Here is a 24,574-nt window from a genome sequence, read left to right on the forward strand (position 1 = left end):
CCCGCCTCATTTGTTGTAGGGATCGGCCGCATCGCGCAGGCCATCGCCAAGAAGGTTGAGCGCCATGACGGCAATGACAACGGCAACACCGGGCAGGAACAGCCACGGCGCCGTTGCGATCGAGCGGATGTTCTGCGCCTCGCGCAGTAGAACCCCCCAGGAGATGGTCGGCGGCTGCAGGCCAAGGCCTAGGAAGGAGAGGGACGTTTCGGCGAGGATCATCGCTGGGACCGCAAGCGTGATCGAGGCGATGATGTGGCTGGCAAAACTTGGCAGCATATGGCGGAAGATGATGCGCCCTTCGCTGGCGCCGTCCAGTCTTGCTGCAGCCACGAATTCCTCGGTGCGCAATGACAGGAAACGGCCGCGCACGACGCGGGCAAGCTGCGCCCAGCCGGTCAGAGACAGGATGATGGTGATCATCATATATTGCAGCGCTGCCGGCCAACCCTGCGGCAGAGCCGCCGCCATGGCGAGCCAGATCGGAATGGTGGGCAGCGACAGTACGAAGTCGATCAAGCGTTGGATGAAGAAATCGAGCTTGCCGCCGTAATAGCCTGAAATTCCTCCAAGAACGATGCCGAGCACCAGCGAGAAGAACACGCCGACGAGCCCGATCGATAACGAAATCTGCGCGCCCTGGACCGTGCGGCTGAAGACGTCGCGGCCGAGCCGATCCGCACCGAACAGCAAGAGTGGCGTCGATTTATCCGAGGATGCAAGAAGATGGATGTTGGTCGTGAAAAGGCCGAGCACGGAATAGTCGTAGCCGCGCCCGAACAGCCTGATGGAGACCGGCTTCGTGGTGTCTTCCTTGAAAATGGCAGCAAGCGTTTCCGGGTCTCTTGTCAGTTTCAGCGGGTAGTAGTGCAGCCCGAAGGAAAAGCCATTGTCCGTGTCGATGAAATGCACCCGCTGCGGCGGGTGGAAGGTTGCGCGTGCGTTTTGCTGATTGGAATCGTTGATCGCAAAGAAGCCCGGCACGATCGCAACGATATACATCAGCACGGTAACGACGAGGGCGACCATGGCAAGCTTGTGACGGCGGAATGCCCACCAGATCAGCTGCCATTGCGATGCCACGGCGTTTCGGTCGGGACGGAGATTTGTAACGGCAATATCGGCCATGGGCTGCTCCTATTCCAACCGAATGCGAGGATCGACGAGGGCAAGCAGAATGTCACTGATGAGTGACCCGATCAGCGTCAGCGCGCAGATCAGAAGCACGAAGGCGCCGGCAAGATACATGTCCTGCGCCATCAGGGCCTGAAGCAGCAATGGCGCCGCCGTCGGCAGATTGAGAACGATGGCGACGACGACGGAACCCGAAATGAGATTGGGCAACAGCCAGGCGATCGTCGAAATGAAGGGATTGAGCGCGATGCGCAGCGGGTATTTGACCAGAAGCCGAAACTCCGAGAGACCCTTTGCCCGCGCAGTCGTCACATAGGGTTTTGGCAGCTCGTCGAGCATATTGGCGCGCATGACGCGGATCAGGCTGGCGGTCGAGGACACCGCGAGAATGATAACGGGAAGCCAGAGATGCGACAGGAGGTTCAGCATTTTGGCGATGCTCCAGGGCGCAGTCTCGAACTCGGAGGAGAAGAGACCGCCGACATCCTGGCCGAACTCGACGGCGGCGACATACATCAGCACCAGTGCCAGCAGGAAGGAGGGGATTGCGAGGCCAAGAAAGGTGAAGGCGGTAAAGAAATAATCGCCGATCGAGTATTTCTTCACGGCGGAATAGACGCCGATCGGCAAGGCGATGGCCCAGGTGGCGATCAGGGCTGCCAGCGCCAGAATAAGCGTCAGCGCCATGCGTTCCCAGATGAGGCCCGAGACTGGCTGCTGCCACTCAAATGAGATGCCGAAATCCCCGCGCGAAAGAATGCCCCACATCCACTTCAGATATTGGATGAGCATCGGCTGATCGAGGCCGAAACGCTCGCGCAGCTGCGCAGCCGTATTCTGATCGACCACCTCATTCGACGAGGCGAGCGTGGCGATATAGGTCGTGACATAATCGCCCGGCGGTAGCTGGATCAGCACGAAGGCGAGGAAGCTGATAGCGAAGAGGGATGGGATCATCCATAAGAGGCGTTTACCGATGAAGACCAGCATGGCTATTTCTCGCAGTAAGCGCTGCCACGGGCAGCTCCGCATGAAGGAGAGCGCCGCCCATGGAGGACGGCGCTTGATCGGTGTGATCAGCTGGTGAAGAAGAACTGCTGCGGCATGGCGGGTCCCGGATTCGGCCAGGACCAGCTGTCCGGCTGTTTTTCGGGAACATTGTGCAGATTGTTGCGGATGATGCCGAAACCGCCGACCGCAAGGCAAAGCCCAACAGTTTCAAACTCTTCGGCGGCGATGTCGAAGATCTGCTTCATCACGGCACCGCGCTTTTCGAGATCGGCCGTTGAACGCGCCTCGTCGAAAAGCCTCATGCGCTTCTTCTGGCTTTCCGGCGGCTCCTCGCCCTGTTTGCCGTTCGAGGTGTACCAGACCGACCATGGGATTGCGTAGCGCGAACCCTGCGGATGAAAGGCGAAGAAATCGCGCGGATCGAGCATAGGGTCGAGACCGCCTGGTCCGGGCCAAACCTGTGCGTCGTGCGCATTGTCGTCACCACGGGTATAATAAAGGGCACGCTCGATCGTATTGACCTTCATGTCGACGCCGATCTGCGCCCAATGTGCCTTGACCAGTTCCAAAGCATCGACCAGATCGGGATAGAGGGTCGGAATGACGTCGATCGTGAAGAACATTTTCTGGCCGTCCGGCCGCAGGCGGAAACCGTTTGCGTCCTTTTTACCGTAGCCGGCCTGATCGAGCATCGCGCCGGCCTTGTCCGGATCGTAATTGGTGAATTGACGCGCGTATTTCTTGTTGTACCAGGGATGCTCCGGTCGCGGTCCGGCCTGATACGGCTGGCTTTGGCCAAAGTAGACGATGTCGATGATTTCCTGCCGATTGACGCCGAGCGACAGCGCCTGCCGGACAGACTTGTCGGCAAACATCTTGCGCATGGCCGGATCTTTATGGGTGATGTTGAAGTAGATTTGGCATTGCTGCGAGCTGGAAGGAATAAGAGTGAGAAGGCGATAGTCGCCCTTCTTCATGTTTTGCGAGAGCGTCGGCTTGTTCGCGAGCACACTGATGTGGCGCTCCTGAATATCGATCTTGCCCGAGATCACATTCAGCATCAGCGATTCCACATCCTGTGATATGCCGAAGTTGATCTCGTCGACATAGGGGAGTTGATTGCCCGCAGTATCGACCTGCCAGAAATATGGGTTACGGGTCATGACGACGCGGGTGGCGCCGCCGCTATAGGGCTCTTTGATGACCCAGGGGTCGAGCGTCGGCTTGGCCGGGTTTCCCCAGCGTGAAGGAATTTCGATATCGCCGCAGCGGGCGCGGAAGAGTTCGGGCCAGTTGCTGACGCCGGCCTTCTTGGCATCCTCGGCGACGTTCGGATTGTATTTTGGCAGAAACTGGCTGCAGTAGTGCTTTGGAAACAGCGTCGGATGCTGACCGAGCGGGGTTGCGAGATTTTCCAGATAAAGCGCGTTCGGTGCGGTAAAGCTGAACTTCACCGTATAGTCGTCGATTTTCGCGACATCGACAGCCTTGCCGGCGACGGTCAATTGCGCCGGTGTTGCGCTATAGAGATCGGTGTTCTTGACGCAGTCCTCGATGGCAAAGACCACGTCGTCGGCCGTGAATGGATGCCCATCAGACCAACGCGCGCCCTGAATGAGGTAGAAGGTGAATTGCGTGGCGTCGGCATTGACATCCCAACGCTCAGCAAGGTTCGGCAGGACCTGAGTGAATTCGAGGTTCCAGCGCACCAGGCTCTGATTGCCCACCATGCGCAGAATGCCGTTATGGTCGGAGGAGCCCCGCAGGCCTCGTCGTAGGGTGCCGCCATAGGTCCCGACCTTCTCATAAGGGGGGAGGACCATCGGCTTTTTCGGCAACCGGTCTGCCAGCGGCGGCAGTTTGCCGTCCTTGACGAGCTGAGCCAGCGCGGGTGCTTCGCCGCCCGCATCGGCGGCGCTGACGCGGCCGGCTAGAGACAGCGCTGCCATTCCTGCCATGCCGTTGAGGACGGCACGTCTGCTGACGCCGCGGGACAATATTTCATCGCGCATCGAATCCCTCCCATTTTTACCTCGGCCGGGCTTTGCCTCAACCGATGCGACAAGCTCCCGACCTGCCGCGATGCACCCCTCTGGCGCAGCGTCGAGACCATATGCTGTTCTCAGATAATTACAAGAGTTGACAGATTTTTACAGATTTAGTAGCCCTGTCGCGCAGGAAATGCGCTATGGCTGTCGCTGGTCGGCATTCAAGAAGGATGATGATGAAACTCTCTGTCGCCAACGAACCCATTACGGGCGCGACGCGCTTCGGCGACATCATCTATGAGCGGATCGTCGGCATGATTGCGGAGGGGAAATTCCCGGTCAACGAACGCCTGCCGGCGGAAGCCAGGCTCGCAGAAATGTTTGGTGCGTCACGGCCTGTGGTCCGCGATGCACTGGAACGGCTGCGTGCCGACGGTTTGATCGTTTCCCGCAAGGGGTCTGGCTCTTATGTTCGCCAGAAGCCGGATTCGTCAGTCCTCAAAATGGTGCCGGTCGGATCGCTCGCCGACGTCCAGCGCTTCTTCGAATTTCGCGCCGGGCTTGAAGCTGAAGCGGCGGAGCTTGCTGCCCGCAACTGGCAGCCCGCCGACAAGGAACGGATTTCGGCTGCGCTGCAAAAGATTGAACAATGTCTGCGCGAAGGCAGGCTTGGCGCCGAGGAAGATCAGGAACTGCATGATGCGATTGCCATCGCGACCGGCAATCAATTTCATGTCTCTGCCCGCGAGTTATTCAGGCCGCATTTCGCCATTGGCCACTCCGTCACGCGAAGTCTCAGCCTCAAGCGGACGCCCGAACAGATCCGCAGCGTCCAGGACGAACATGCCGTGATCGTGGAGGCGATCTTTGCGCGTCAGGAGACTGAAGCGCACGATGCCATGAAACGCCACATATTGAATGCGCGCGCCCGCATGTTCCAGGGCGTTTAGGGAGTTTGAGGACACGCGGGAAGAGGCGAGGCACGTCTTGAAGTATGTTCGTGTCCGTCTCAGCGGGCAAGAAGGGTAAGGGTAGGAAGATGAGCGTAGAAATCATGCGGCACGCGTTGGCTGGCGTATCCGGCGTTCCCGTCACGGCCTATGATGCCGGCGGCGAGGTGGAAGCACGGGTAACGGCTCGGGTTTACCAGCGCGTCGCGGCTGCCGGTATCCATAACATCGTTGCAGCCGGCAATACCGGTGAATTCTATGCGTTGACGCCGGACGAAATCCGCCGTGTCCACGAAGCTGCAGTCGCCGGCGTGGACGGCAAGGCGCCAGTCACGGCGGCGATTGGCCGCTCGCTGCGCGAAGCCATCCGAATGGCGAAGGACGCCGCGTCGATGGGCGCTTCGGCCCTCATGTCGCATCAACCGGTGGATCCGTTTGCCGCACCGGCGGCACAGATCGATTACTTCCGGGATTTGGCGGAGGCTTCGCCTCTGCCGCTCGTTGCTTACGTCCGTGCCGAAGGGTTCAGCGTCGACGATATGGTTCGGCTGGCTGGACACGGAAATATCGTCGGCATCAAGTTTGCGACAACCGATCTGATGCTGCTGACACGGTCGATTGCCGCTTCCGATCCAAATGGCGCGCTGTTCGTTTGCGGCTTGGCCGAAAGCTGGGCGCCGACTTTCGCTGCAGCAGGCGCGCGTGGTTTCACTTCCGGACTGGTCAATGTGGCGCCAAAGCTGTCACTTGCCGTTCATGCTGCCCTGGCCAGAGGCGATTTTGCCGCTGCGCGTGCCTTCGTGGCCAAGCTTGAACCTTTCGAGCGCATGCGCACCAAGTTCCGTAACGGCGCTAATGTCACGGTCGTCAAGGAAGCGGTCCGCTATTCTGGTCTGGATGTCGGCCCGGTTCGAGTTCCAGGGCTGCCGCAGCTCGACCGGAAGGATCGTGAAGAGTTACATGCCTTGCTTCGCAGCTGGCGGGAAACCGGCGACGCCTTCTAAGGCTGAGCACATTCGATTCCCACGCAAATGTGCCGCCACTCGTGATTGAGGCTGTCGTCAATCTGGGGGCAAGGCATCGAAGGCTTATGCACCGGCACCCGCAATTGGATTGCGAGAATGGTATTCCGTAACCATGAGCTTATCGCGGAGCATGGCTCTGCGGTGAGCCTAAGGCGCCAGTAGGAATGGACTTCGGCCGCCCAGACCGAAGCGTAGATCACCTGCCGCAGCGCATTGCTCCGCCATCGAGACTATACTCTCACGTTGTGGTTCTCATACTGATTGTCGTTAGACCAGGACATACCGAAGCATGCAGACCGACCGCGTCACGTCGTCTCTCATGAAGCGATTCGGTGATGACGCCACAAATTTGGCCGGTTTACGCAAACCAATGGCGTCGAAAACCTCGAAAAGGAATATCTGGCGTCCGGTCACGGTGGCGATTTCCATCGGCACTCAAAAGCATTGGCGACTTGGCAAAAGCTGCAGCTTCCGGTCGATTGGCCCGACCCAGTCACTTCCTCTTTCACATCCCGTGTTGCCGATCGCATAAGCCGCGACCCTTCGCCGCTGGTGACCACTCTTGCGACTTCCCGCTTTTCAATGCTCTTTGCCAGAGGGCTACAACCGACCACATCGAATCCGAAATACGAAACTCGCTTGAATTGTTTGAAGCATTGAAAACTACAACTCTCCTTGCTACCGTCGCATTCTGATAAGCCGCTCCGGCGCGGTTCGAACAGATGAGGCTCCCCCATGATAGCGGCGCTTTATCGGCGCGCAGAATTGATGCCATTGCCTTCGCGGTTGCTGGCATCATTGACATCATCGCCGCCGGCTTCACGGCGACGAAGCTTGAGGAAACTGCGATCACCGATGTAGCCTGCAAGGTTGCGTATGGCTCGCTCTTAACGAACGCGCCTCCCGTATTCGTTGTCGATCTGCCTGGTATGGCCGCGCTCATGGATTGCATTTTTTGCGTTCAAGATAAGCTCGGTGAAGCCGTAGCCCGACCATAGAGTCGCTTGAGATGAAACCGTTTCGAAATACCGACCGGATGGTCTGGCATGCGGTGGGCAGTTGAGAGCTTAAAGTTTTTTGAGTGCGTGGCCCAAGAGCGTGCGGGCCGATGGTTATGGAGAGTGCAATGGCTGTTTCACGAAAGACCTGGCTTGCGGGCGCAATCATTATCATTGCCGTGGCTGGCTACTACGCATGGACGAAGATCCATGCCCCCAGCCTTCCCGCCGGCTTTGCCGCAAGCAATGGTCGCATCGAAGCCGTCGAAATTGACATTTCCACCAAGACTGCCGGGCGATTGCAGGATTTGCTGGTCCGCGAGGGCGATTTCGTCACCGCCGGCCAGACGCTTGCTCAAATGGATACGGCTCAACTCAGTGCCCGAAAGCGCCAGGCAGAAGCGCAGCTTCGTCGCGCGCAGATCTCGATCGATACGGCGAATAGCCTTGTTGCCCAACGACTGGCGGAGAAGACCTCGGCTATGGCTGTCATCGAACAGCGCAAGGCCCAGCTCGATTCCGCAAGCAAGACGAATGCCCGCAACAGACAGCTGCTGAGCAGCAACACGGTCTCGCAGCAAATCGTCGACGACAGTGAGGCGAACGAGCAGTCAGCCAAGGCGACGCTTGCCTCGGCACAGGCAGCTCTTGCGGCGTCAGATGCCGCCATCAACGCTGCCAAGGCGCAAGTGGTGGATGCAGAAGCGGCGGTCGATGCGGCAAAGGCCGAGATCGAGAGCATAGAAACGGATATATCCGACAGCACGCTCAAGGCTCCGAGGGATGGCCGGATACAATATCGCATTGCCCAGCCGGGTGAAGTGCTTGCAGCTGGCGGCCGAGTGTTGAATCTCGTCGACCTCGGCGATGTCTACATGACTTTTTTCCTGCCGACGGAACAGGCGGGCCGGACCTCGATCGGATCGGACGTTCGTCTGGTGCTCGATGCGGCGCCGCAATATACGATCCCCGCCAAGGTCTCGTTCGTTGCGGACGTTGCGCAATTCACGCCAAAAACCGTCGAAACCGAGGAGGAACGGCAGAAACTCACCTTCCGCGTTCGCGCCCAGATCCCTCAGGAGCTTCTGAAGAAGTACATCCAATATGTCAAAACGGGGCTGCCTGGCATGGCCTATGTTCGCCTCGATCCGCAGGCGCAATGGCCTGACAATCTCGAACGCAAGCTCGTCAAGTAGCGGTTGACGACATGGTCGAAGCCGTCGAACAGACATTGAAGGACGACAAAAGCGACGTCGCGGTTGCCAGGCTGACCGATGTCAGGCTCGTCTACAAAAATGCGATCGGGCTGGACAACATCGCGCTTGATATTCCATCGGGGCGGATGACTGGCTTGATCGGCCCCGATGGTGTCGGGAAATCCAGCCTATTGTCACTGATTTCAGGTGCCCGCGCCGTGCAGACGGGACGCGTAGAGGTATTCGGCGGAGACATGGGCGATGCCCGACATCGCGACCGGACTTGCCCACGGATTGCCTACATGCCGCAGGGGCTTGGCAAGAATCTCTATCCAACCCTTTCCGTCTTCGAGAATGTCGATTTCTTCGGGCGCCTCTTCGGGCAGGACAAGGAAGAGCGGAAAGCCAGGATCGCCGAGTTGCTCGACAGCACCGGTCTCGGACCGTTTGCGCAGCGTCCGGCGGCGAAACTGTCGGGTGGCATGAAACAGAAACTCGGATTGTGTTGCGCTCTCATCCACGATCCTGACCTGCTTATTCTCGACGAGCCGACCACTGGCGTCGACCCGCTATCGCGCCGGCAATTCTGGGAGCTGATCGGCAGCATTCGGACAAGCCGGCCCGGTATGAGCGTCATCGTCGCGACCGCCTATATGGAGGAGGCGGCCGGGTTCGACTGGCTGATCGCGATGAATGCCGGCAAGGTCCTTGATACCGGTACTCCGCAGCAACTTCTTGAACGCACGCAGACCAGCGATCTCGATGCTGCATTCATCGCTCTACTTCCGGAGGCCGATCGGCGTGACCACCACGACATCATTATTCCGCCACGTCCGAAGGCGGCTGAGGGTGTCTACGCCATCGAGGCCAGTCACCTCAGCATGCGCTTCGGCGATTTCACCGCCGTCGACAATGTCAGCTTTCAGATCCCCAAGGGCGAGATATTCGGCTTTCTCGGCTCGAATGGTTGCGGCAAAACCACGACGATGAAGATGCTGACGGGCCTGCTTGCCGCGAGCGAAGGCGAAGCTAAGCTTTTCGGCCGCAAGGTCGACGCCAGCGACATGGCGGTCAGGCGCCGGGTCGGCTATATGAGCCAGGCCTTCTCACTTTATGGCGAACTGACAGTCCGGCAGAACCTCGATCTTCATGCCCGTCTTTTCAGATTGCCCGAAGAGCGGATCCCCGCACGCATCGCCGAAATGACCGATCGCTTCGGGCTGGGCAATGTGATGGATGCGCTGCCGGACGCACTGCCGCTCGGCATCCGCCAGCGGCTGTCGCTTGCGGTTGCAATGATTCACGCGCCGGACATTCTCATTCTTGACGAGCCGACCTCGGGTGTCGACCCGGTTGCGCGCGATGCTTTCTGGCAGATCCTCGTGGACCTCTCGCGCAAGGACGATGTGACGATCTTCATCTCGACCCATTTCATGAACGAGGCCGAGCGTTGCGATCGAATTTCGCTGATGCACGCGGGCAAGGTGCTGATTAGCGACACACCGGCGGCCATCGCCCGCAGCCGCGACGCGGCGACGCTGGAAGATGCTTTCATTGCTTATCTTGAGGAAGCCTCGGGTATCGTTCGAGGCGAAGAAGCCAAGGCTGTCGTGATGGCAAACGCTCACGAGCCACCCACAACGCCGGCCCGCCGACGACTCTTCGATTTTAGGCGGATGTTCAGCTATACGCGCCGTGAAGCGCTGGAGCTGCAGCGCGATCCCATTCGCGGCACGCTTGCCGTTCTCGGGAGCGTTATCCTGATGTTCGTGATCGGCTATGGCATCAACCTCGATGTCGAGGATCTGACCTTCGCCGTGCTCGACCGCGACGATTCGACCATCAGCCGCGACTACGTGCTCGATATTGCCGGCTCGCGATACTTCATCGAAAAGGCACCGATCAAGGACTATGCCGACATGGATCGCCGCATGCGCGACGGCGAACTCAGTCTTGCCATCGAGATACCGCCAAGCTTCGGACGAAACGTGTTGCGCGGCGACAATGTCGAGATCGGCGCATGGATCGATGGAGCCATGCCGCAACGGGCCGAAACGGTCAGGGGTTATGTTCAGGGCATGCACGCCAGCTGGTTGGCACGCAAGGCAAAGGAGCTCTATGGATCAGCAGCCACGCAAGGCGCGTTCACGATCGAAACGCGCTTTCGCTATAATCCGGACGTCAAAAGCCTGGTGGCAATGGTCCCTGCAGTCATCCCGCTGCTGCTGATGCTCATCCCGGCAATGCTTGCAGCCTTGAGTGTCGTGCGCGAGAAGGAACTTGGCTCGATCATCAACCTATACGTCACGCCCGTCAGCAAGCTGGAGTTTCTCATCGGCAAGCAATTGCCTTATATCGCGCTGGGAGTATTGAACTTTGTTCTGCTGACAGCCTTTGCCACCCTGGTTTTCAGCGTCCCCTTTACCGGCAGCTATCTGACCTATCTGACGGCGGCGCTGCTCTATGTCATCATCGCGACTTCGATCGGCATCGTCATCTCGTCCTTCATGAAAAGCCAGATCGCGGCCATTTTTGGCACTGCGCTACTGACCCTGATACCTGCGACGCAATATTCCGGCATGATCGACCCGGTTTCGTCATTGCAGGGCGCAGGTGCATTGATTGGCAAGCTCTATCCGGCAACCTATTTCATGACGATTTCTCGCGGCACCTTCTCCAAGGCGCTCGACTTCGCAGGCCTCTACGGCTCCTTTATTCCGCTATTGATTGCGATCCCGATCCTCTCGATCCTGGGCACGCTGCTTATCAAGAAGCAGGAGGGTTGACATGGCATTGTCCAATATCCTGCAGCTAGGGATCAAGGAGTTGCGTGGTCTGGCCCGCGATCCGATGCTCGTCCTGCTCGTCGTCTATGCATTCACGCTGCAGATCTACACCGGCTCCAGCGCCTTGCCGGAAACGTTGAACAACGCGGCTGTCGCCATCGTCGACGAGGATCAGTCGCCGCTGTCGGGCCGTATCAGCACGGCGTTCTACCCGCCGTATTTCGTGCCGCCAAAGCAGATTTCCATCGCAGAGATGGATCAGCGAATGGATGCGGGCCTCGATACCTTTGCGCTCAACATCCCCCCAGACTTCCAACGCAAGGTCATGGCGGGGCAACAACCGGCCATCCAGCTTAATGTCGACGCCACCCGCATGAGCCAGGCTTTCTCCGGGAGCGGCTATATCCAGACCATCGTCACAAGCGAGGTCGACGAGTTCATGAAGCGCTATCGCGCTGCCAGTAACGTGCCGGTGGAGCTGACCTTGCGGGCCAGATTCAATGCGCAGCTCAACAAATCCTGGTTCGGCTCGATCAACAACATCATCACCTCGATCACGATGCTTTCAATCGTCTTGACGGGTGCCGCCCTCATTCGCGAAAAGGAGCATGGCACGATCGAGCATTTGCTCGTCATGCCCGTAACCCCGCTGGAGATCATGCTGAGCAAGATCTGGTCGATGGGGCTCGTGGTCCTGGTTGCCACCGCTTTCTCTGTCTTCGTCGTGGTCAAGGGTCTGCTTGGTGTACCTATCGAAGGCTCGATGGCGCTGTTTCTGCTTGGAACAGCGCTCCAGCTTTTTGCAACGACGGCAATGGGAATATTTCTGGCTACCGTCGCGGGCTCGATGCCGCAATTCGGCTTGCTCCTGATTCTGGTGCTCTTGCCGCTGCAAGTCCTGTCCGGTGCCATGACACCGCGCGAAAGCATGCCCGATATCATTCAGAACATCATGCTTCTTGCGCCGAACACTCATTTTGTCATTCTGGCGCAAGCCGTGCTCTTTCGAGGCGCTGGTATAGATGTCGTCTGGCCGCAGCTTTTATCCTTGCTTGCTATCGGCGGGGTTTTGTTTTTCTTGGCTCTAGGAAGGTTCAGGAAGTTCCTGAGATAATCGTACGGTGATGCTGTTGCGGCAGTCCGTCGTATCTGTCCAGAGCTGCAAGACTGCTGAAATGCGAATGATTTTTCGCCTGTACCACCAAGGCACAGCTCGTTAGTTCTGTCACAAGACTGACAACTATCAGTTGCGATATAGCGTCGCACGGGCCTGCTTGCTTGATTGCTTCCGTGCGCAAATGCCCTAACTTGGGGTGGCAGTACCCTCTGATCCGAGGCTTATCATGACCGACGACGTCCTGCTGACATTCAATGCCGGATCCTCGACCCTGAAGATCGGGGTCTTCGAACAGACAGGCCGCCATGCCAGGAATATCGGGCGCGGAAAGATCGACTTCGATAAGACGCCGTTGACGCTCGCCTACTCGATCAGAGACGATCGATACGAAAAGACGCTTACAGGAGATAACGCAGAGAATTTCGTCTCCGTCGTCAGCGAGACCCTCGATCACATCCTTGGCCATCTCCCCGGTACCCTGCTTGCGGCATCCCACCGCATCGTTCATGGCGGTCTGCAGTTTCAAGGGCCGGTATTGCTTGACGATGCCAATATCGAACGCGTGGAGGGCCTTGTCCCGCTCGCGCCCTTGCACCAGCCGCAGGCGCTGCGCGTCATTCGCTCGCTTCGAAAACTTCGCCCCGACATTCGGCAAACCGCATCCTTCGATACTGCCTTTCATTCTTCTCAAGCAGATATTGTCAGGCGGCTTGCGATCCCGAGGGCGTTGCACGATGACGGCGTGCGCCGGTACGGTTTTCACGGGCTGTCCTACAAATACATCGCCTCGAAGCTCAATGAGATCGATCCGACGGTGGCACGAGGCAAGGTCATTGCATGTCATCTCGGCAGTGGCGCCAGCCTCTGCGCCATGGAAAACGGGATCAGTTGCGACACAAGCATGGGGTTTTCAGCGCTTGACGGCATTCCGATGGCAACGCGCCCGGGATGGTTCGATCCCGGTGCCCTGCTTTATCTGATGCGAAGCGGCCTGCATCAGCCTGAGAAAATCGAGGACTTCCTCTACCATGAATGCGGGCTGCTGGGCGTTTCCGGCATCAGCGGTGATACGCGCGTTCTTTTGCAGGACAAGCGTCCGGAAGCCGCCGAGGCCATCGATCTGTTCTGTCTGCGCATTGCCGGGGAGATCGGCCGAATGTGCTCTACGGTCGGCGGCCTCGATGCGATCGTCTTCACCGCGGGCATCGGCGAAAACCAGCCGGAGATTAGAGCCCGCGTTGCGCAAAGGTTGCAATGGTTAGGTATTGAGATCGACGGAGACGCAAATGAGCGCAATTTGATCTCGATCAACGCAACCTCCAGCGCCGTCAAGCTATTCGTGATTCCAACCGACGAGGAACAAGTGATCGCCGATGAGACGATAGGGCTCATTGCGTGACGAAAACGAGGAGACGAACATGACCGCAGTCGCCGCACCGCTTTCGCCCGAGGAACTGTCCCTGATCGACCGCTATTGGCGGGCGGCAAACTATCTGTCGGTTGGGCAGATCTATCTGATGAACAATCCGCTTTTGCGCGAACCTTTGAAGGCTGAGCACATCAAGCCGCGACTGCTCGGACATTGGGGAACGACGCCGGGACTGAACTTCATCTATGCCCACCTCAACCGCATCATCACGGCACGCGATCTCGATATCATCTATATGTGCGGACCGGGTCATGGTGGTCCCGGTATGGTGGCCAACACCTATCTCGAAGGTATTTACAGCGAGATCTATCCCGAGGTTCCCGAGACTGCCGACGGGCTGCAGCGTCTGTTCAAGCAGTTTTCCTTCCCCGGCGGTATTCCGAGTCACGCTGCGCCTGAGACCCCGGGTTCCATTCATGAGGGCGGGGAGCTTGGCTATGCTCTCGTCCATGCGTTCGGTGCAGCTTTCGACAATCCCGAACTGATCGTCGCATGTGTCGTCGGAGATGGCGAGGCTGAAACCGGTCCCCTGGCCGCAAGTTGGCATTCGAACAAGTTCCTCAATCCCGCCCGGGACGGTGCGGTGCTGCCAATCCTGCATCTCAATGGTTACAAGATCGCCAACCCCACTATTCTCGGACGCACGAGCGACGAGGATCTCAGGCATCTATTCGAAGGTTACGGCTACGAGCCATTTTTCGTCGAAGGCCACGAGCCGGCAAGCATGCACCGGCAGATGGCCGCAACCTTTGAACAGGTTTTCGATCGCATTCGCTCGATCCAGAGCGCGGTACGGGAAGGCAATGCGCCTGCGGCGTGCCCCCGTTGGCCGATGATCGTGCTTCGCAGCCCCAAGGGGTGGACGGGGCCGAAGGAGGTGGACGGCAAGAAAGTCGAGGGATTTTGGCGAGCCCATCAGGTGCCGGTGTCCAATTGCCGGGAAGACGATGGCCACAGAAAAATCCTCGAAGATTGGATGCGAAGCTATGATCCCGAAGACCTCTTCGACCAGCAGGGCAAGCTCAAGGCGGAGTTGAAGGCGCTCGCGCCCCGCGGCGCAAGGCGCATGGGCGCCAATCCCCATGCCAATGGAGGCCTTCTGCGCAAGGAGCTTCGGGTCCCGCCGATCGGGGATTACGCGATCGAGATCGATGACCGCGGCAGCAAGCAGGTGCAATCGACGGAGATCCTGGGGCATTATCTCCGGGACACGCTGAAACTTAATGCCGACGAGAAGAACTTCCGCATCTTCGGCCCGGACGAGACGGAATCGAACCGTCTCGGCAGCGTCTTCGAGGTGACCGACCGGGTCTGGATGGAACATATCGAGGACTACGATGTCCACTTGGCACGCGATGGCCGGGTGATGGAGGTCTTGAGCGAGCATCTTTGCCAAGGCTGGCTGGAAGGCTATCTGCTGACTGGGCGGCATGGATTGTTCTCGTGCTACGAGGCCTTCATCCACATCGTCGATTCCATGTTCAACCAGCATGCCAAGTGGCTGAAAGTCAGCCGTGAACTCGAATGGCGCAAGCCAATCTCATCGCTGAACTATCTGCTGACCTCGCATGTCTGGCGGCAGGACCATAACGGCTTTTCCCATCAGGACCCCGGCTTCGTCGATCTTGTCGCCAACAAGCGGGCCGATATTGTCCGCATCTATCTCCCGCCGGATGCCAACACGCTGCTCTGGGTCGGAGACCATTGCCTTCAAACCTACGACCGGATCAACGTCATCGTGGCGGGCAAGCAACCGGAATCGCAATGGCTCACGATGGATGAAGCAATCGCCCACTGCAAAGCGGGTGCTGGCATCTGGGACTGGGCAAGCTATGAGGACAATACGATCGCACCCGACGTCATTATGGCCTGCGCCGGTGACGTTCCGACCATGGAGACGCTGGCCGCCGTCATGCTGCTGCATGCTGCAATCCCCGACCTGAAGATCCGCACGGTCAATGTCGTCGATCTTCTTGCCTTGCAGGATCCCGAGCAGCATCCGCATGGGCTCGACCATCATGAATTCGATCGGATTTTCACGACGGACAAGCCGGTGATCTTCGCCTATCACGGTTATCCCTACCTCATCCACCGGCTGACCTACAGACGCACCAACCACCAGAACATCCATGTTCGCGGCTTTATCGAGGAGGGTACGACGACTACCCCATTCGACATGACGGTTCTGAACGAGCTCGATCGCTATCATCTGGCGCTCGAAGCAATCAGCCGTGTCCCAGGTCTTGCGGAGAAAGTGCCTGACGTCGTGGAGGCCCTGGAGGCGAAGCTCGTAGAACATCACGCTTATGTCAGGCAGCATGGCGAGGATATGCCGGAGGTCAAGGATTGGCGCTGGAGGCGGTGACGCTTGCAGTTGCCTATCTGATGGCGACTGACCGCTAAGCAGTAGCAGAACTCGTCGTTAGGTGGTCGCTCTGGCCAGGCGCTGACCGGCTGATGTTACCCGGCCACTGAGCGATCAGCGCAGGCGGTTTCCCTGGGTGTCGAAATAGCGGCGGCGCGAAGGATGGCAGTAGAGATGGATGATGTCGCCGCGCTGGATCTCCGGTCCGTCGCGGTACTCGGCAACCAGGCTTTGGCCATCTTCGCTCTGGCAGTAAAGGTAGCGCGTTCCGCCGAGATATTCGTCGAAATCAACTGTGACCCGAATGGCGTCATCCCGATCCGAGACGACTGTCAGATGCTCCGGGCGCATGCCGAGCATCAGCTGTTCGCCGGGGGACAAGCTTGCCTGCCGTATGTCAGTCTTGATGTAGCCGCCAGCCGTGTTTGCAAGACCGCTACCGACCCATTCCGCTTGGACCATGTTCATCCGCGGTGAACCGATGAAACCCGCCACGAAACTGTTGGCGGGATCTTCATAGACCTCGCGCGGACTGCCTGCCTGTTCTATCCTGCCGTCCTTGAGCACGACGATCTTGTCGGCAAGCGTCATCGCCTCCGTCTGGTCGTGTGTGACGTAGATCATCGTGTTGCCGAGCTCGCGATGCAGTCGGGCGATCTCGATACGCATGGAGACACGAAGCTCGGCATCGAGATTGGAAAGAGGTTCGTCGAACAGGAAGACGTCCGGCTTGCGGACGATTGCCCGGCCGATTGCGACACGCTGGCGCTGGCCGCCGGAAAGCTGGCCCGGCCGGCGATCCAGCAGATGGTCGATCTTGAGGATCGCCGAGGCGGCCTTGACTCGCGCTTCGATGTCCGAAGCTCCAACGCGTGCCATCTTCAGCCCGAAACCGAGATTGTCGCGTACGCTCATATGCGGATAGAGCGCATAGGATTGGAAGACCATGGCGATACCACGCTCGGAAGGATCGAGATCGGTGACATCTCGGCCCTTGATCGCAATCTCGCCGTCAGTGACTTCCTCCAGTCCGGCAATCATGCGCAGCAAGGTGGATTTACCACAGCCGGAGGGGCCGACGAAGACGACGAATGCGCCTTCCAGTATGTCGAGGTCGATGCCGTGAATGACCTCCAGCCCGCCGAAGCTCTTGCGGACGCCGGTCAGGCGCATGCCGTTCTTTGTCATCTCAGGCTCCGCGCTGCATCTGGTCGGCGCGGACCCAGACCAGCATTTCGCCGGGCTCACGATTGTCCCAAAGATGATAGGGAACGAAACGCGCGGTCGAAGAAGTGCTTTTTGGCGGTGCGGTCCGATAGAGATCCGCACCCCAGTCAGCCGTCTCCCGCGTCACGGCAACATCGAGTGCGACCGCTCCTTCCAGCGCGGCTATCTCCGTGGTTTTCGCAGTGGCCGGATCGCTGGAAAGCGAAATGCCGTTGAGATCGCGACCATTGTCCGTGGTCTCGACGCAATAGACGAGCGGCCCACGCATCAGAGCAGCGCGACCGGCATCCTGGCGGACTTTCGGGTTGGCAAACAGCGTGCGCGGGATAAGCGGAAGCGCAAGGTCGACAACATCGCCCGCCTGCCATTCACGCTCGATGCGCGCATAGCCATCGATCGTCACCGTTGCCAGATCGATCGAAGCGCCGTTGACTGCGAGCGTGGCGCCTTTGGCCCATTCGGGAATGCGCAGCGACAGCACAAATCTTGCCGCTCGATCGGTGCTGACGTCGAAGCGGATTGCGCCATCCCAAGGGTAGTGCGTTGTCTGGGAAAGCTGCACGGTCGTGCCGCCGGCGAGCGGTACACGGGCCTTGCTCTCACCGTAGAGATGGACGGCGATCTCGTTGTCGGCTGCCGCATACATATAGGAGCCGACGGAGGCGAGCAGGCGCGCGATGTTGGGTGGGCAGCAGGGGCAATGATGCCAGGTCCAGCGGTGATGCTTGCCGGCGCTTTCCAACGGGTTTTCATAGAAGAAGGTCTTGCCGTCCTGTGACAGCCCCGCCATTGCGCCGTTATAGAGCGCTACTTCCATGATATCGGCATAGCGCCGGTTCGGCCCGCGACCCAGCATACGGTTCGCCCAGAAGACCAGTCCGACGGAGGCGCAGGTCTCTGCATAGGCGCTTTCGTTCGGCAGGTCGTAATAGTCGGTAAAGCCCTCATTGGAGGCTGCAGGTCCGATGCCGCCGGTCACATACATCTGCTTGGTGGTCAGATCGTCCCAGAGCGTCTCGAGGGCCGCGGTCAGCGTGTCGTCGTTATATTCCGTGGCGATGTCGGCCATGCCGGAATAGAGGTACATGGCGCGTACGGCATGGCCCACGACCTTCGTCTGGTCGCGCACCGGTAGGTGCGACTGGCTGTATTCATAGGTCTTCTGCACGAAATTCTTGGGATCGCGGCTGTCGCGAATTGCCTCATCGGTGAAGAAATGCGGCTCCTGGCCGCGCTCGTCGATGAAGTATTTCGCAAGATCAAGATACTTCTTCTCGCCGGTGACGCGGGCGAGCTTGACGAGGGCAAGTTCCACTTCCTCGTGGCCGCAATAGCCGCGAAGCTGGCCTTCGCCATGTCCGAAGACGGTGATCATGTAATCGGCAAAGCGGCTCATGATGTCGAGCAGCTTGCGCTTGCCTGTGGCCTGATAATAGGCAACCGCCGCCTCGATCAGATGGCCGGCGCAATAAAGCTCGTGATGATCGCGGAGATTCGTCCATCTGCGGCCGGGTTGGACGCGCTGGAACCAGGCGTTCAGATAGCCGTCCTCCTGCTGCAGCTTTTCATACATATCGATGATGGCGTCAGCGCGCGCTTCAAGCTCGGGGTTCGGGCGCCTGTAGAGCGAGTAAGCGATGGTCTCGACCGACTTGCCGAGATCGCTGTCCCAGAACATCTGCGTGGAGCCCGACCAGGCCTGTAAGGGAATGACGATGCCGGGGCTTGTCTGGCCGACATCGATGGCCTTGATCATGCCGGCCTCGACGCAGCGATCGAGCAGCGTCGCAGCGGTGGAGTTGCAGATGGCATCCTGGCGGGCGCCGAAAAGGCCAGCAAGCTCGACATTCGGGACGGGAAGCGGGCGAAACTGGCGGTTTTCTCTGTCAGACATGGTTTCATCCTTGTTGAAAGGGTTATTTCACCGCGCCGGCCATCAGCCCGCGCATGTAGTAGCGTTGCAGAAGCAGAAAGACGATGACGCAGGGGATGGTCATGACGGCGATGCCGGCCTGGACCGCGCCCCAGTTGACGGCGCCGAGACGGCCGGTCCTGACGGCGATCATCAGCACCGGCAGGGTGAATTTCTCGTTGCTCGACAGGAGTACTAACGCTGCGAGGAACTCGTTCCAGGCGTTGAGGAAGGCGAAGATCGCAACGGTTGCGACGCCCGGCAGCACCAAGGGGAAGAGGACGCGGAACAGAAGTTTCAGATCGCGTGCTCCGTCGATGCGCGCCGCCTCTTCGATTTCCTTCGGCACGGCGTCAAAGGCGTTGCGCATCATGAAGACGGAAAAGGGAAGCTGCAGCGTCACATAGACGAGCGTCAGCCCGATCAGCGAATTGTTGAGGCCGAGCCTTGCCAGGATGATGAAGAGTGGCGTCAGGATCGACTGGAAGGGGATCATCAGCGTCGCGATGATCAGGATGAAGAGCGCGCTCTTGAAGGGAAAGCGATAGCGCGAGAAACCGTAGCCGGCGAGCAGGCTGACGATGACGGTCAAAAGCACGGTCACGACCGAGACGAAGAGCGAGTTCAGCGTATGCTGGATGACGCCGGCGCCGAAGCCATCGAGCGAGCGATAGGCGCCGAAGCTGAAGCCGGTCGTCGGCCATGGCGGGAGCGGTGGGAGGCTTGCCTCCGATCCATGCCTAAATGAGGACAGCAACGCGATCGCGAACGGCGCGAAGAAGAAAATGACGATGACCACGCCGATGCCGTGGTAGCCGATGCTGCCGAAGAGCTTGCGCCTCGCACGACGCTCTTTTGCGGTGGTCATGGCTTATCCTCCCCGACGCGCAGCAGCCAGAGCTGGACGATGCTGATCAGCACCAGGATGACCAGGAGCGCGATGGAAAGCGCTGCGCCATAGCCGAGATTGAAGGACACGAAGGACTGGTTGAAGATGTAATAGACCACCGAGATCATCCGGTTCTGCGGGCCACCTGATGTCATGATGTAGAACTGATCGAAGGCAAGCACCGAACCGGTGATGGAAATGATCAGCGCAAGCGCGATCGTGCGGCGCATCAGCGGCAGCGTCAGATGCCGGAAACGTTGCCAACGTTTCGCGCCATCGATCCGGGCAGCCTCGGTCAGTTCGGACGGTATTGCCTGCAGGCCGGTCAAAAGAATGATCATGGTGAAGCCAGCGATCTTCCAGACGACCATGACGATGATGGTTGCAAATGCCATGTCGAAATCGGCAAGCAGGTTCGGTCTCTTGTCGACGAGACCAAGCGCCAGTGCGACCGGCGCAAAAAAGCCGCTGTCGACATTGGCAAGCCAGACCCAGAGCAACGACGCTGTCGCAAGCCCGACGACGACCGGAAGGAAGATGATCGTGCGGTAGACGCCGACGAACGGTCTGTGCTTCTCGACGAAGAAGGCGAGGGGAAAGGCAACCGCAAAGATCGCGATTGTCACGACGACGGTGTAATAGGCGGTAAAGCGCAAGGCCGACATGAAACGCACGTCCGAGAGCATACGCGCGTAGTTGCCAAGGCCGATCCAGCGCGGATTGCCAAGCAGCGGCCAGTTGTGGAAGCTCATCCAGACAGTGAAGCCAACCGGTAGGACGAAGAAAATCAAGACGAGCGCCATGGCCGGCGCGATATAAAGAAACCCGTGCCAGTCGGCACGCCTTCGCCTTTTTCGCGGACGTGCGGCTGCGATAGCTCCAGGGCCGGCCATGGAATGCTCCCGATGTTGTGATGGAGGAACCGGGAAGCTCTCGGCGCTCCCCGGCGTTGATGGATCGGTTACTGTTGTGCGTTGTCGATGATCGACTGCATTTCCGACTGGGCATTGGAGAAGGCGCCGTCGGCATCGTTTCCGAAGATGGCGGCGTTGGTAAAGCCCGCCCATGGGCCGTTGGCACTGTTGATCAGATCGTTAAACTGCAGCGTGTAGGGCGTCTTGGCGATGGAGATCGCCTTCAGTCCGACTTGCATGCGCGGATCGAGACCCTGAAGCACCTGCTCGGCGATATCGCTGCGCGTCGGCAGGCTGCCGTATTTCGCCATGATCTTCTGCCCGTCGAGCGAGTAGGTGTATTCGAGGAATTTTTTCACGGCATCGAGCTTCTTCGTACCCTTGGAGATGACGAAATTGTCGCCCCCTGCAAAGGAAGAGGGCTTGCCGTCGACGCCGGGGATCAGCGTCACGCCGAAATGGATATCGGGATATTGCGTAATCAGCGTACCGATCGAAAAGGCGCCGATGCTCTGCTGTCCGATCTTGCCGTTGCTGATGCTGAGGAAATTGGCACCGGTGTCGCTTGCCGCGCCCGCCGGCACCAGATCCTTCTTCACCATGCTGCGATAGATCTCGACAGCCTTGCGCATTTGTGGCGTGTCGAGCGTCGCCTTCTTGCCGTCGGCTGAGAGAATATCTGCACCGGCACCCCAAACAAGCGGCGTGAAGGTGAAGATCATGCAGCCGCCACAACCGCCGCCGGAGAAATAGAAGCCATAGGTGTCGCCGCCGAGCGCGCGAATTTTTTCCGCATTCTGTTCGATTTCCGCCCAGGTCGCTGGCGCCTTTTCGGGATCGAGGCCGGCCTTCTTGTACAGATCCTTGTTCCAGGCAAAAACCGAGGTTTCTACGGAGAGCGGTAGCCCGTAAACATGACCGTCATAGGTGCCGAGCTTCACATGCGAGGGCGAAAGCGAGTTGAAGTAGGGCAGGCTTTTGGCCCAGTCGGTCAGATCCTCAAGCTGGCCGGCCGCAGCAAAGGCAGGCGTGTAGATGAGATCCATCGACAGCGCGTCGGGCGCCTGACCACCGGCAATGGCCGTCGCATATTTCTGTACGAGCTCGGCAAAGGGTACCTCGGTCAGCGCGACCTTGTCATCGTGACCGGCGTTATAGGCCTCAACGACTTTCTTGAAGGAATCGCCAATGCCGCTTCGAACCCACATGGAGATGTTTTCGGCAGATGCTAAGGATGTAAGGCATAGAGATATGAGGCCGGTTGCGGCCAGAAATCGCTTCATCATGTTTCTCCTCCCTTGAGGCAACTCCCATTGCCTCGTTTCTTGCACTAAAGCTTGGAATCTCCTCCGCAAGATTGCCGAACGATTAATTCGCACGGCAACGTCCTGATGCCCGGTTCGACGGCATGTCCTTCGGCAAGCGCCAGGACCGTCAATCCTGCCTCGCGCCCGAGCGCTTTCAGATTCATGTCGATCGTCGTCAACGGCGGGCGGGTCTGGGCAGCGACAATTTCCCAGTTATCGAAGCCGATCACCGAGACATCTTCCGGTACACGCACGCCACGCTCACGCAGCCCGTCCACGACCGCACGCGCGATCTGGTCGTTGCCGCAAAAAATGCCGTCGGGTTTCGGACCAGGCGCCATCCATAGCTTCGCGATCGCCTCATGCCCCCAGGCCTCCGACCATTCCCCGTAAAGCACCGGAAAGGCGTCGCCGACAAGGCCGCGATAGGCCCGGCTGCGTTCGCGCACGGATACGAAACTCTCCGGGCCGGTAACGTGCGCGATCCGGCGGCGACCGAGCTCGATCAGCCGCTTGACGGCAAGGGTCGCGCCCTGAAAATCGTCGGCGCAGAAGGTCACGCTGTCGGGCGCGCCCTCGGTGAAAGCATAGACGACCGGCACGGGTAGATTGGAGAGATCCACCGGCAGCCGGCGATCGATCCTTTTTCCTGAAGCGATAATGCCGTCGACGTGCTTGTCGAGCATGGCGTCCACATGAACCTTTCCGAGCGCCGGATCGTCTTCGATGGTACAGAGAAATACCGAGACGCCGTGATCGGCGAGCGCCTCTGTAATCCCGGCCATCACCGGAAGCGTGAAGCGGCCGTATGTATCATTGGTCAAAAGGCCGATGGTGAAACTGCGATTGCTGAGCAGGCTCTTGGCAAGGGCATTGGGACGAAAGCCGATTTCCGCTGCCATCCGCTTGACGCGGTCGCGCGTCTCCTCTGCCATCCGCCCGGTATTGTTCAATGCCTTCGATGCCGTTGAAATGCTGACGCCGGCAGCCGCCGCAACATCGTGAATCGTCGTTCGACCGCTTTTGGTACGCTGATTTTGCAGATGACCTCTCCTAAATGAATTGATGTGAGAAAAGCTTTTCTCATAGCGATAGTCAAGATGGGAAAAGCTTTTCTCAAGATTTTGTTGTAGCGCGGCCATGTGGCGCCGAGGTCTTGCCGATCCCGTTGAGGCCTGCAGCATGCACCCGTTTTCCGACAGGCCTGATCGGGATAACGGGTCAATGCAACACCCGTGAATGTTGAAGGCGCCGGAGGCAGCCGAAGGCAACCGATGGCTGGGTCTTGCTAGCTCAAAGGGCGGGCGACCGCTGCGCATCCGATTGATTAAATCAGCTAAATTGATATAGAACGAGGATACGCATTCATATCTTGCTGATCGGACCCCCATGAGCCGCAATTTTCTCGTCGTCCACCCTGAGGAGGGTATGTCCGTCCTGAAGGGACTTGCATCGCCGGCAAGGATCTCGGTGCTGAAATTGTTGCACGAGAGAGGCGCGCTGAACGTCAACGAAATCGCTGAAATCCTTGATTTGCCGCAATCCAGCGTCTCGACCAATGTGCAGATGCTCGAGGAGGCAGGGTTGATCCGCACCGAGACGCAGAAGGCGCGCAAGGGCAATCAGAAGGTCTGCCACAGCGTCTATGACGAGATCCTCGTCGTCTTCAAGAATGAAATCAAGGAAGCTGAACCGGATGCCATTGAGGTGGCGATGCCACTTGGTCTCTATACAAGCTTCGATGTGACGGCGCCGTGTGGTCTTTGCTCGGTGGACGGCATTATCGGGCTGCTCGACGTCCCGGCAACATTCCTTGATCCCGACAGGATGAAAACGGCGCTTATCTGGTTCACGCGTGGGCATGTCGAGTACCAGTTTCCCAACAACGCGCGACTGACCAATGCCCATGTTCGTGAGATCGAATTCGTTATGGAGTTGAGCTCTGAAGTGCCCGGCACAAGTGCGGACTGGCCCTCCGACATTACCCTCACCGTCAATGGTGTCGATATTGGAACCTGGACGTCACCCGGCGATTTCGGCGACAAACGCGGGGTTTTTACGCCCGATTGGTGGAAGCTGAAGGGATCGCAATACGGAAAGCTGAAAAGCTTCCGCATCAATGATGACGGTGCCTTTGTCGACGGCCTACGCATTTCGAACGTGACGCTGGCCGATCTCAAGCTCAACGAGCACCATTCGATTCGCTTGCGGATCGGCGTGCGCGACGATGCCAAGCATCCCGGCGGCATCAATATATTCGGCCGCGGCTTCGGCAACTACGATCAGGATATCCTGCTGCGCATCAGGACTCGCTAAGCCAATCGGC

At 58.8% G+C, this 24,574-nt stretch carries 17 protein-coding genes; 8 read left to right on the forward strand and 9 right to left on the reverse strand.

Annotation, left to right across the window (positions count from 1 at the left end):
• Positions 1-6: 6 nt before the first annotated feature.
• The 3 genes from GGD46_RS19350 to GGD46_RS19360 all read right to left on the reverse strand — a co-directional run bounded on the left by GGD46_RS19350 (position 7) and on the right by GGD46_RS19360 (position 4,157).
• On the reverse strand, positions 7-1,128 hold the full coding sequence (locus tag GGD46_RS19350) for an ABC transporter permease (protein WP_184706858.1): 1,122 nt from the start codon (positions 1,126-1,128) through the stop codon (positions 7-9).
• Between the two features lie 9 nt (positions 1,129-1,137).
• A complete protein-coding gene (locus GGD46_RS19355; RefSeq protein WP_184706859.1) occupies positions 1,138-2,124 on the reverse strand; it encodes an ABC transporter permease in 987 nt (328 codons plus the stop codon).
• 86 nt (positions 2,125-2,210) lie between these two features.
• On the reverse strand, positions 2,211-4,157 hold the full coding sequence (locus GGD46_RS19360) for an ABC transporter substrate-binding protein (RefSeq protein ID WP_184706861.1): 1,947 nt from the start codon (positions 4,155-4,157) through the stop codon (positions 2,211-2,213).
• Positions 4,158-4,369: 212 nt separating this feature from the next.
• On the opposite strand from GGD46_RS19360, the gene GGD46_RS19365 reads away from it, so the two are divergent.
• From GGD46_RS19365 to GGD46_RS19400, 7 genes are all read left to right on the forward strand, one after another.
• On the forward strand, positions 4,370-5,083 hold the full coding sequence (locus GGD46_RS19365) for a FadR/GntR family transcriptional regulator (RefSeq protein ID WP_184706863.1): 714 nt from the start codon (positions 4,370-4,372) through the stop codon (positions 5,081-5,083).
• 89 nt (positions 5,084-5,172) lie between these two features.
• Positions 5,173-6,087 (forward strand): dihydrodipicolinate synthase family protein, encoded by a 915-nt coding sequence (locus GGD46_RS19370; RefSeq protein WP_184706864.1) that lies wholly within the window; start codon positions 5,173-5,175, stop codon positions 6,085-6,087.
• 1,147 nt (positions 6,088-7,234) lie between these two features.
• Positions 7,235-8,302, forward strand: coding sequence for an HlyD family secretion protein (locus GGD46_RS19380; RefSeq protein ID WP_184706868.1), 1,068 nt, complete (start codon positions 7,235-7,237; stop codon positions 8,300-8,302).
• Positions 8,303-8,313: 11 nt separating this feature from the next.
• The gene (rbbA, locus tag GGD46_RS19385; protein WP_184706870.1) at positions 8,314-11,088 is read left to right on the forward strand and encodes a ribosome-associated ATPase/putative transporter RbbA; all 2,775 of its coding nucleotides are present in this window, start codon (positions 8,314-8,316) and stop codon (positions 11,086-11,088) included.
• 1 nt (position 11,089) lies between these two features.
• Positions 11,090-12,202 (forward strand): ABC transporter permease, encoded by a 1,113-nt coding sequence (locus GGD46_RS19390; RefSeq protein WP_184706872.1) that lies wholly within the window; start codon positions 11,090-11,092, stop codon positions 12,200-12,202.
• A gap of 229 nt (positions 12,203-12,431) precedes the next feature.
• The gene (locus GGD46_RS19395; protein ID WP_184706873.1) at positions 12,432-13,604 is read left to right on the forward strand and encodes an acetate/propionate family kinase; all 1,173 of its coding nucleotides are present in this window, start codon (positions 12,432-12,434) and stop codon (positions 13,602-13,604) included.
• A gap of 19 nt (positions 13,605-13,623) precedes the next feature.
• Positions 13,624-15,999 (forward strand): phosphoketolase, encoded by a 2,376-nt coding sequence (locus GGD46_RS19400; RefSeq protein ID WP_184706875.1) that lies wholly within the window; start codon positions 13,624-13,626, stop codon positions 15,997-15,999.
• A gap of 114 nt (positions 16,000-16,113) precedes the next feature.
• Here the strand turns inward: GGD46_RS19400 and GGD46_RS19405 are convergent, their stop codons facing one another.
• From GGD46_RS19405 to GGD46_RS19430, 6 genes are all read right to left on the reverse strand, one after another.
• Complete coding sequence (locus GGD46_RS19405; RefSeq protein ID WP_184706877.1) at positions 16,114-17,187, reverse strand: ABC transporter ATP-binding protein; 1,074 nt, start codon at positions 17,185-17,187, stop codon at positions 16,114-16,116.
• A gap of 1 nt (position 17,188) precedes the next feature.
• A complete protein-coding gene (locus GGD46_RS19410; RefSeq protein ID WP_184706879.1) occupies positions 17,189-19,120 on the reverse strand; it encodes a glycoside hydrolase family 127 protein in 1,932 nt (643 codons plus the stop codon).
• A gap of 22 nt (positions 19,121-19,142) precedes the next feature.
• Positions 19,143-20,006, reverse strand: coding sequence for a carbohydrate ABC transporter permease (locus tag GGD46_RS19415; protein WP_184706881.1), 864 nt, complete (start codon positions 20,004-20,006; stop codon positions 19,143-19,145).
• Positions 20,003-20,920, reverse strand: a complete 918-nt coding sequence (locus GGD46_RS19420; protein WP_184706883.1) for a carbohydrate ABC transporter permease — start codon at positions 20,918-20,920, stop codon at positions 20,003-20,005. The genes GGD46_RS19415 and GGD46_RS19420 overlap by 4 nt, the downstream gene beginning before the upstream one ends.
• A 68-nt stretch (positions 20,921-20,988) precedes the next feature.
• Complete coding sequence (locus tag GGD46_RS19425; RefSeq protein ID WP_184706885.1) at positions 20,989-22,227, reverse strand: ABC transporter substrate-binding protein; 1,239 nt, start codon at positions 22,225-22,227, stop codon at positions 20,989-20,991.
• A 44-nt stretch (positions 22,228-22,271) separates the two neighbouring features.
• A complete protein-coding gene (locus GGD46_RS19430) occupies positions 22,272-23,390 on the reverse strand; it encodes a LacI family DNA-binding transcriptional regulator (protein ID WP_409527694.1) in 1,119 nt (372 codons plus the stop codon).
• Positions 23,391-23,637: 247 nt separating this feature from the next.
• Here GGD46_RS19430 and GGD46_RS19435 point away from each other — a divergent pair, with 247 nt between their 5' ends.
• A complete protein-coding gene (locus GGD46_RS19435; protein WP_184706887.1) occupies positions 23,638-24,564 on the forward strand; it encodes a transcriptional regulator in 927 nt (308 codons plus the stop codon).
• Positions 24,565-24,574 lie beyond the last annotated feature (10 nt).

The organism is Martinezella lusitana, from assembly GCF_014207095.1.
GTDB classification, from domain to species: Bacteria; Pseudomonadota; Alphaproteobacteria; order Rhizobiales; family Rhizobiaceae; genus Rhizobium; species Rhizobium lusitanum_B.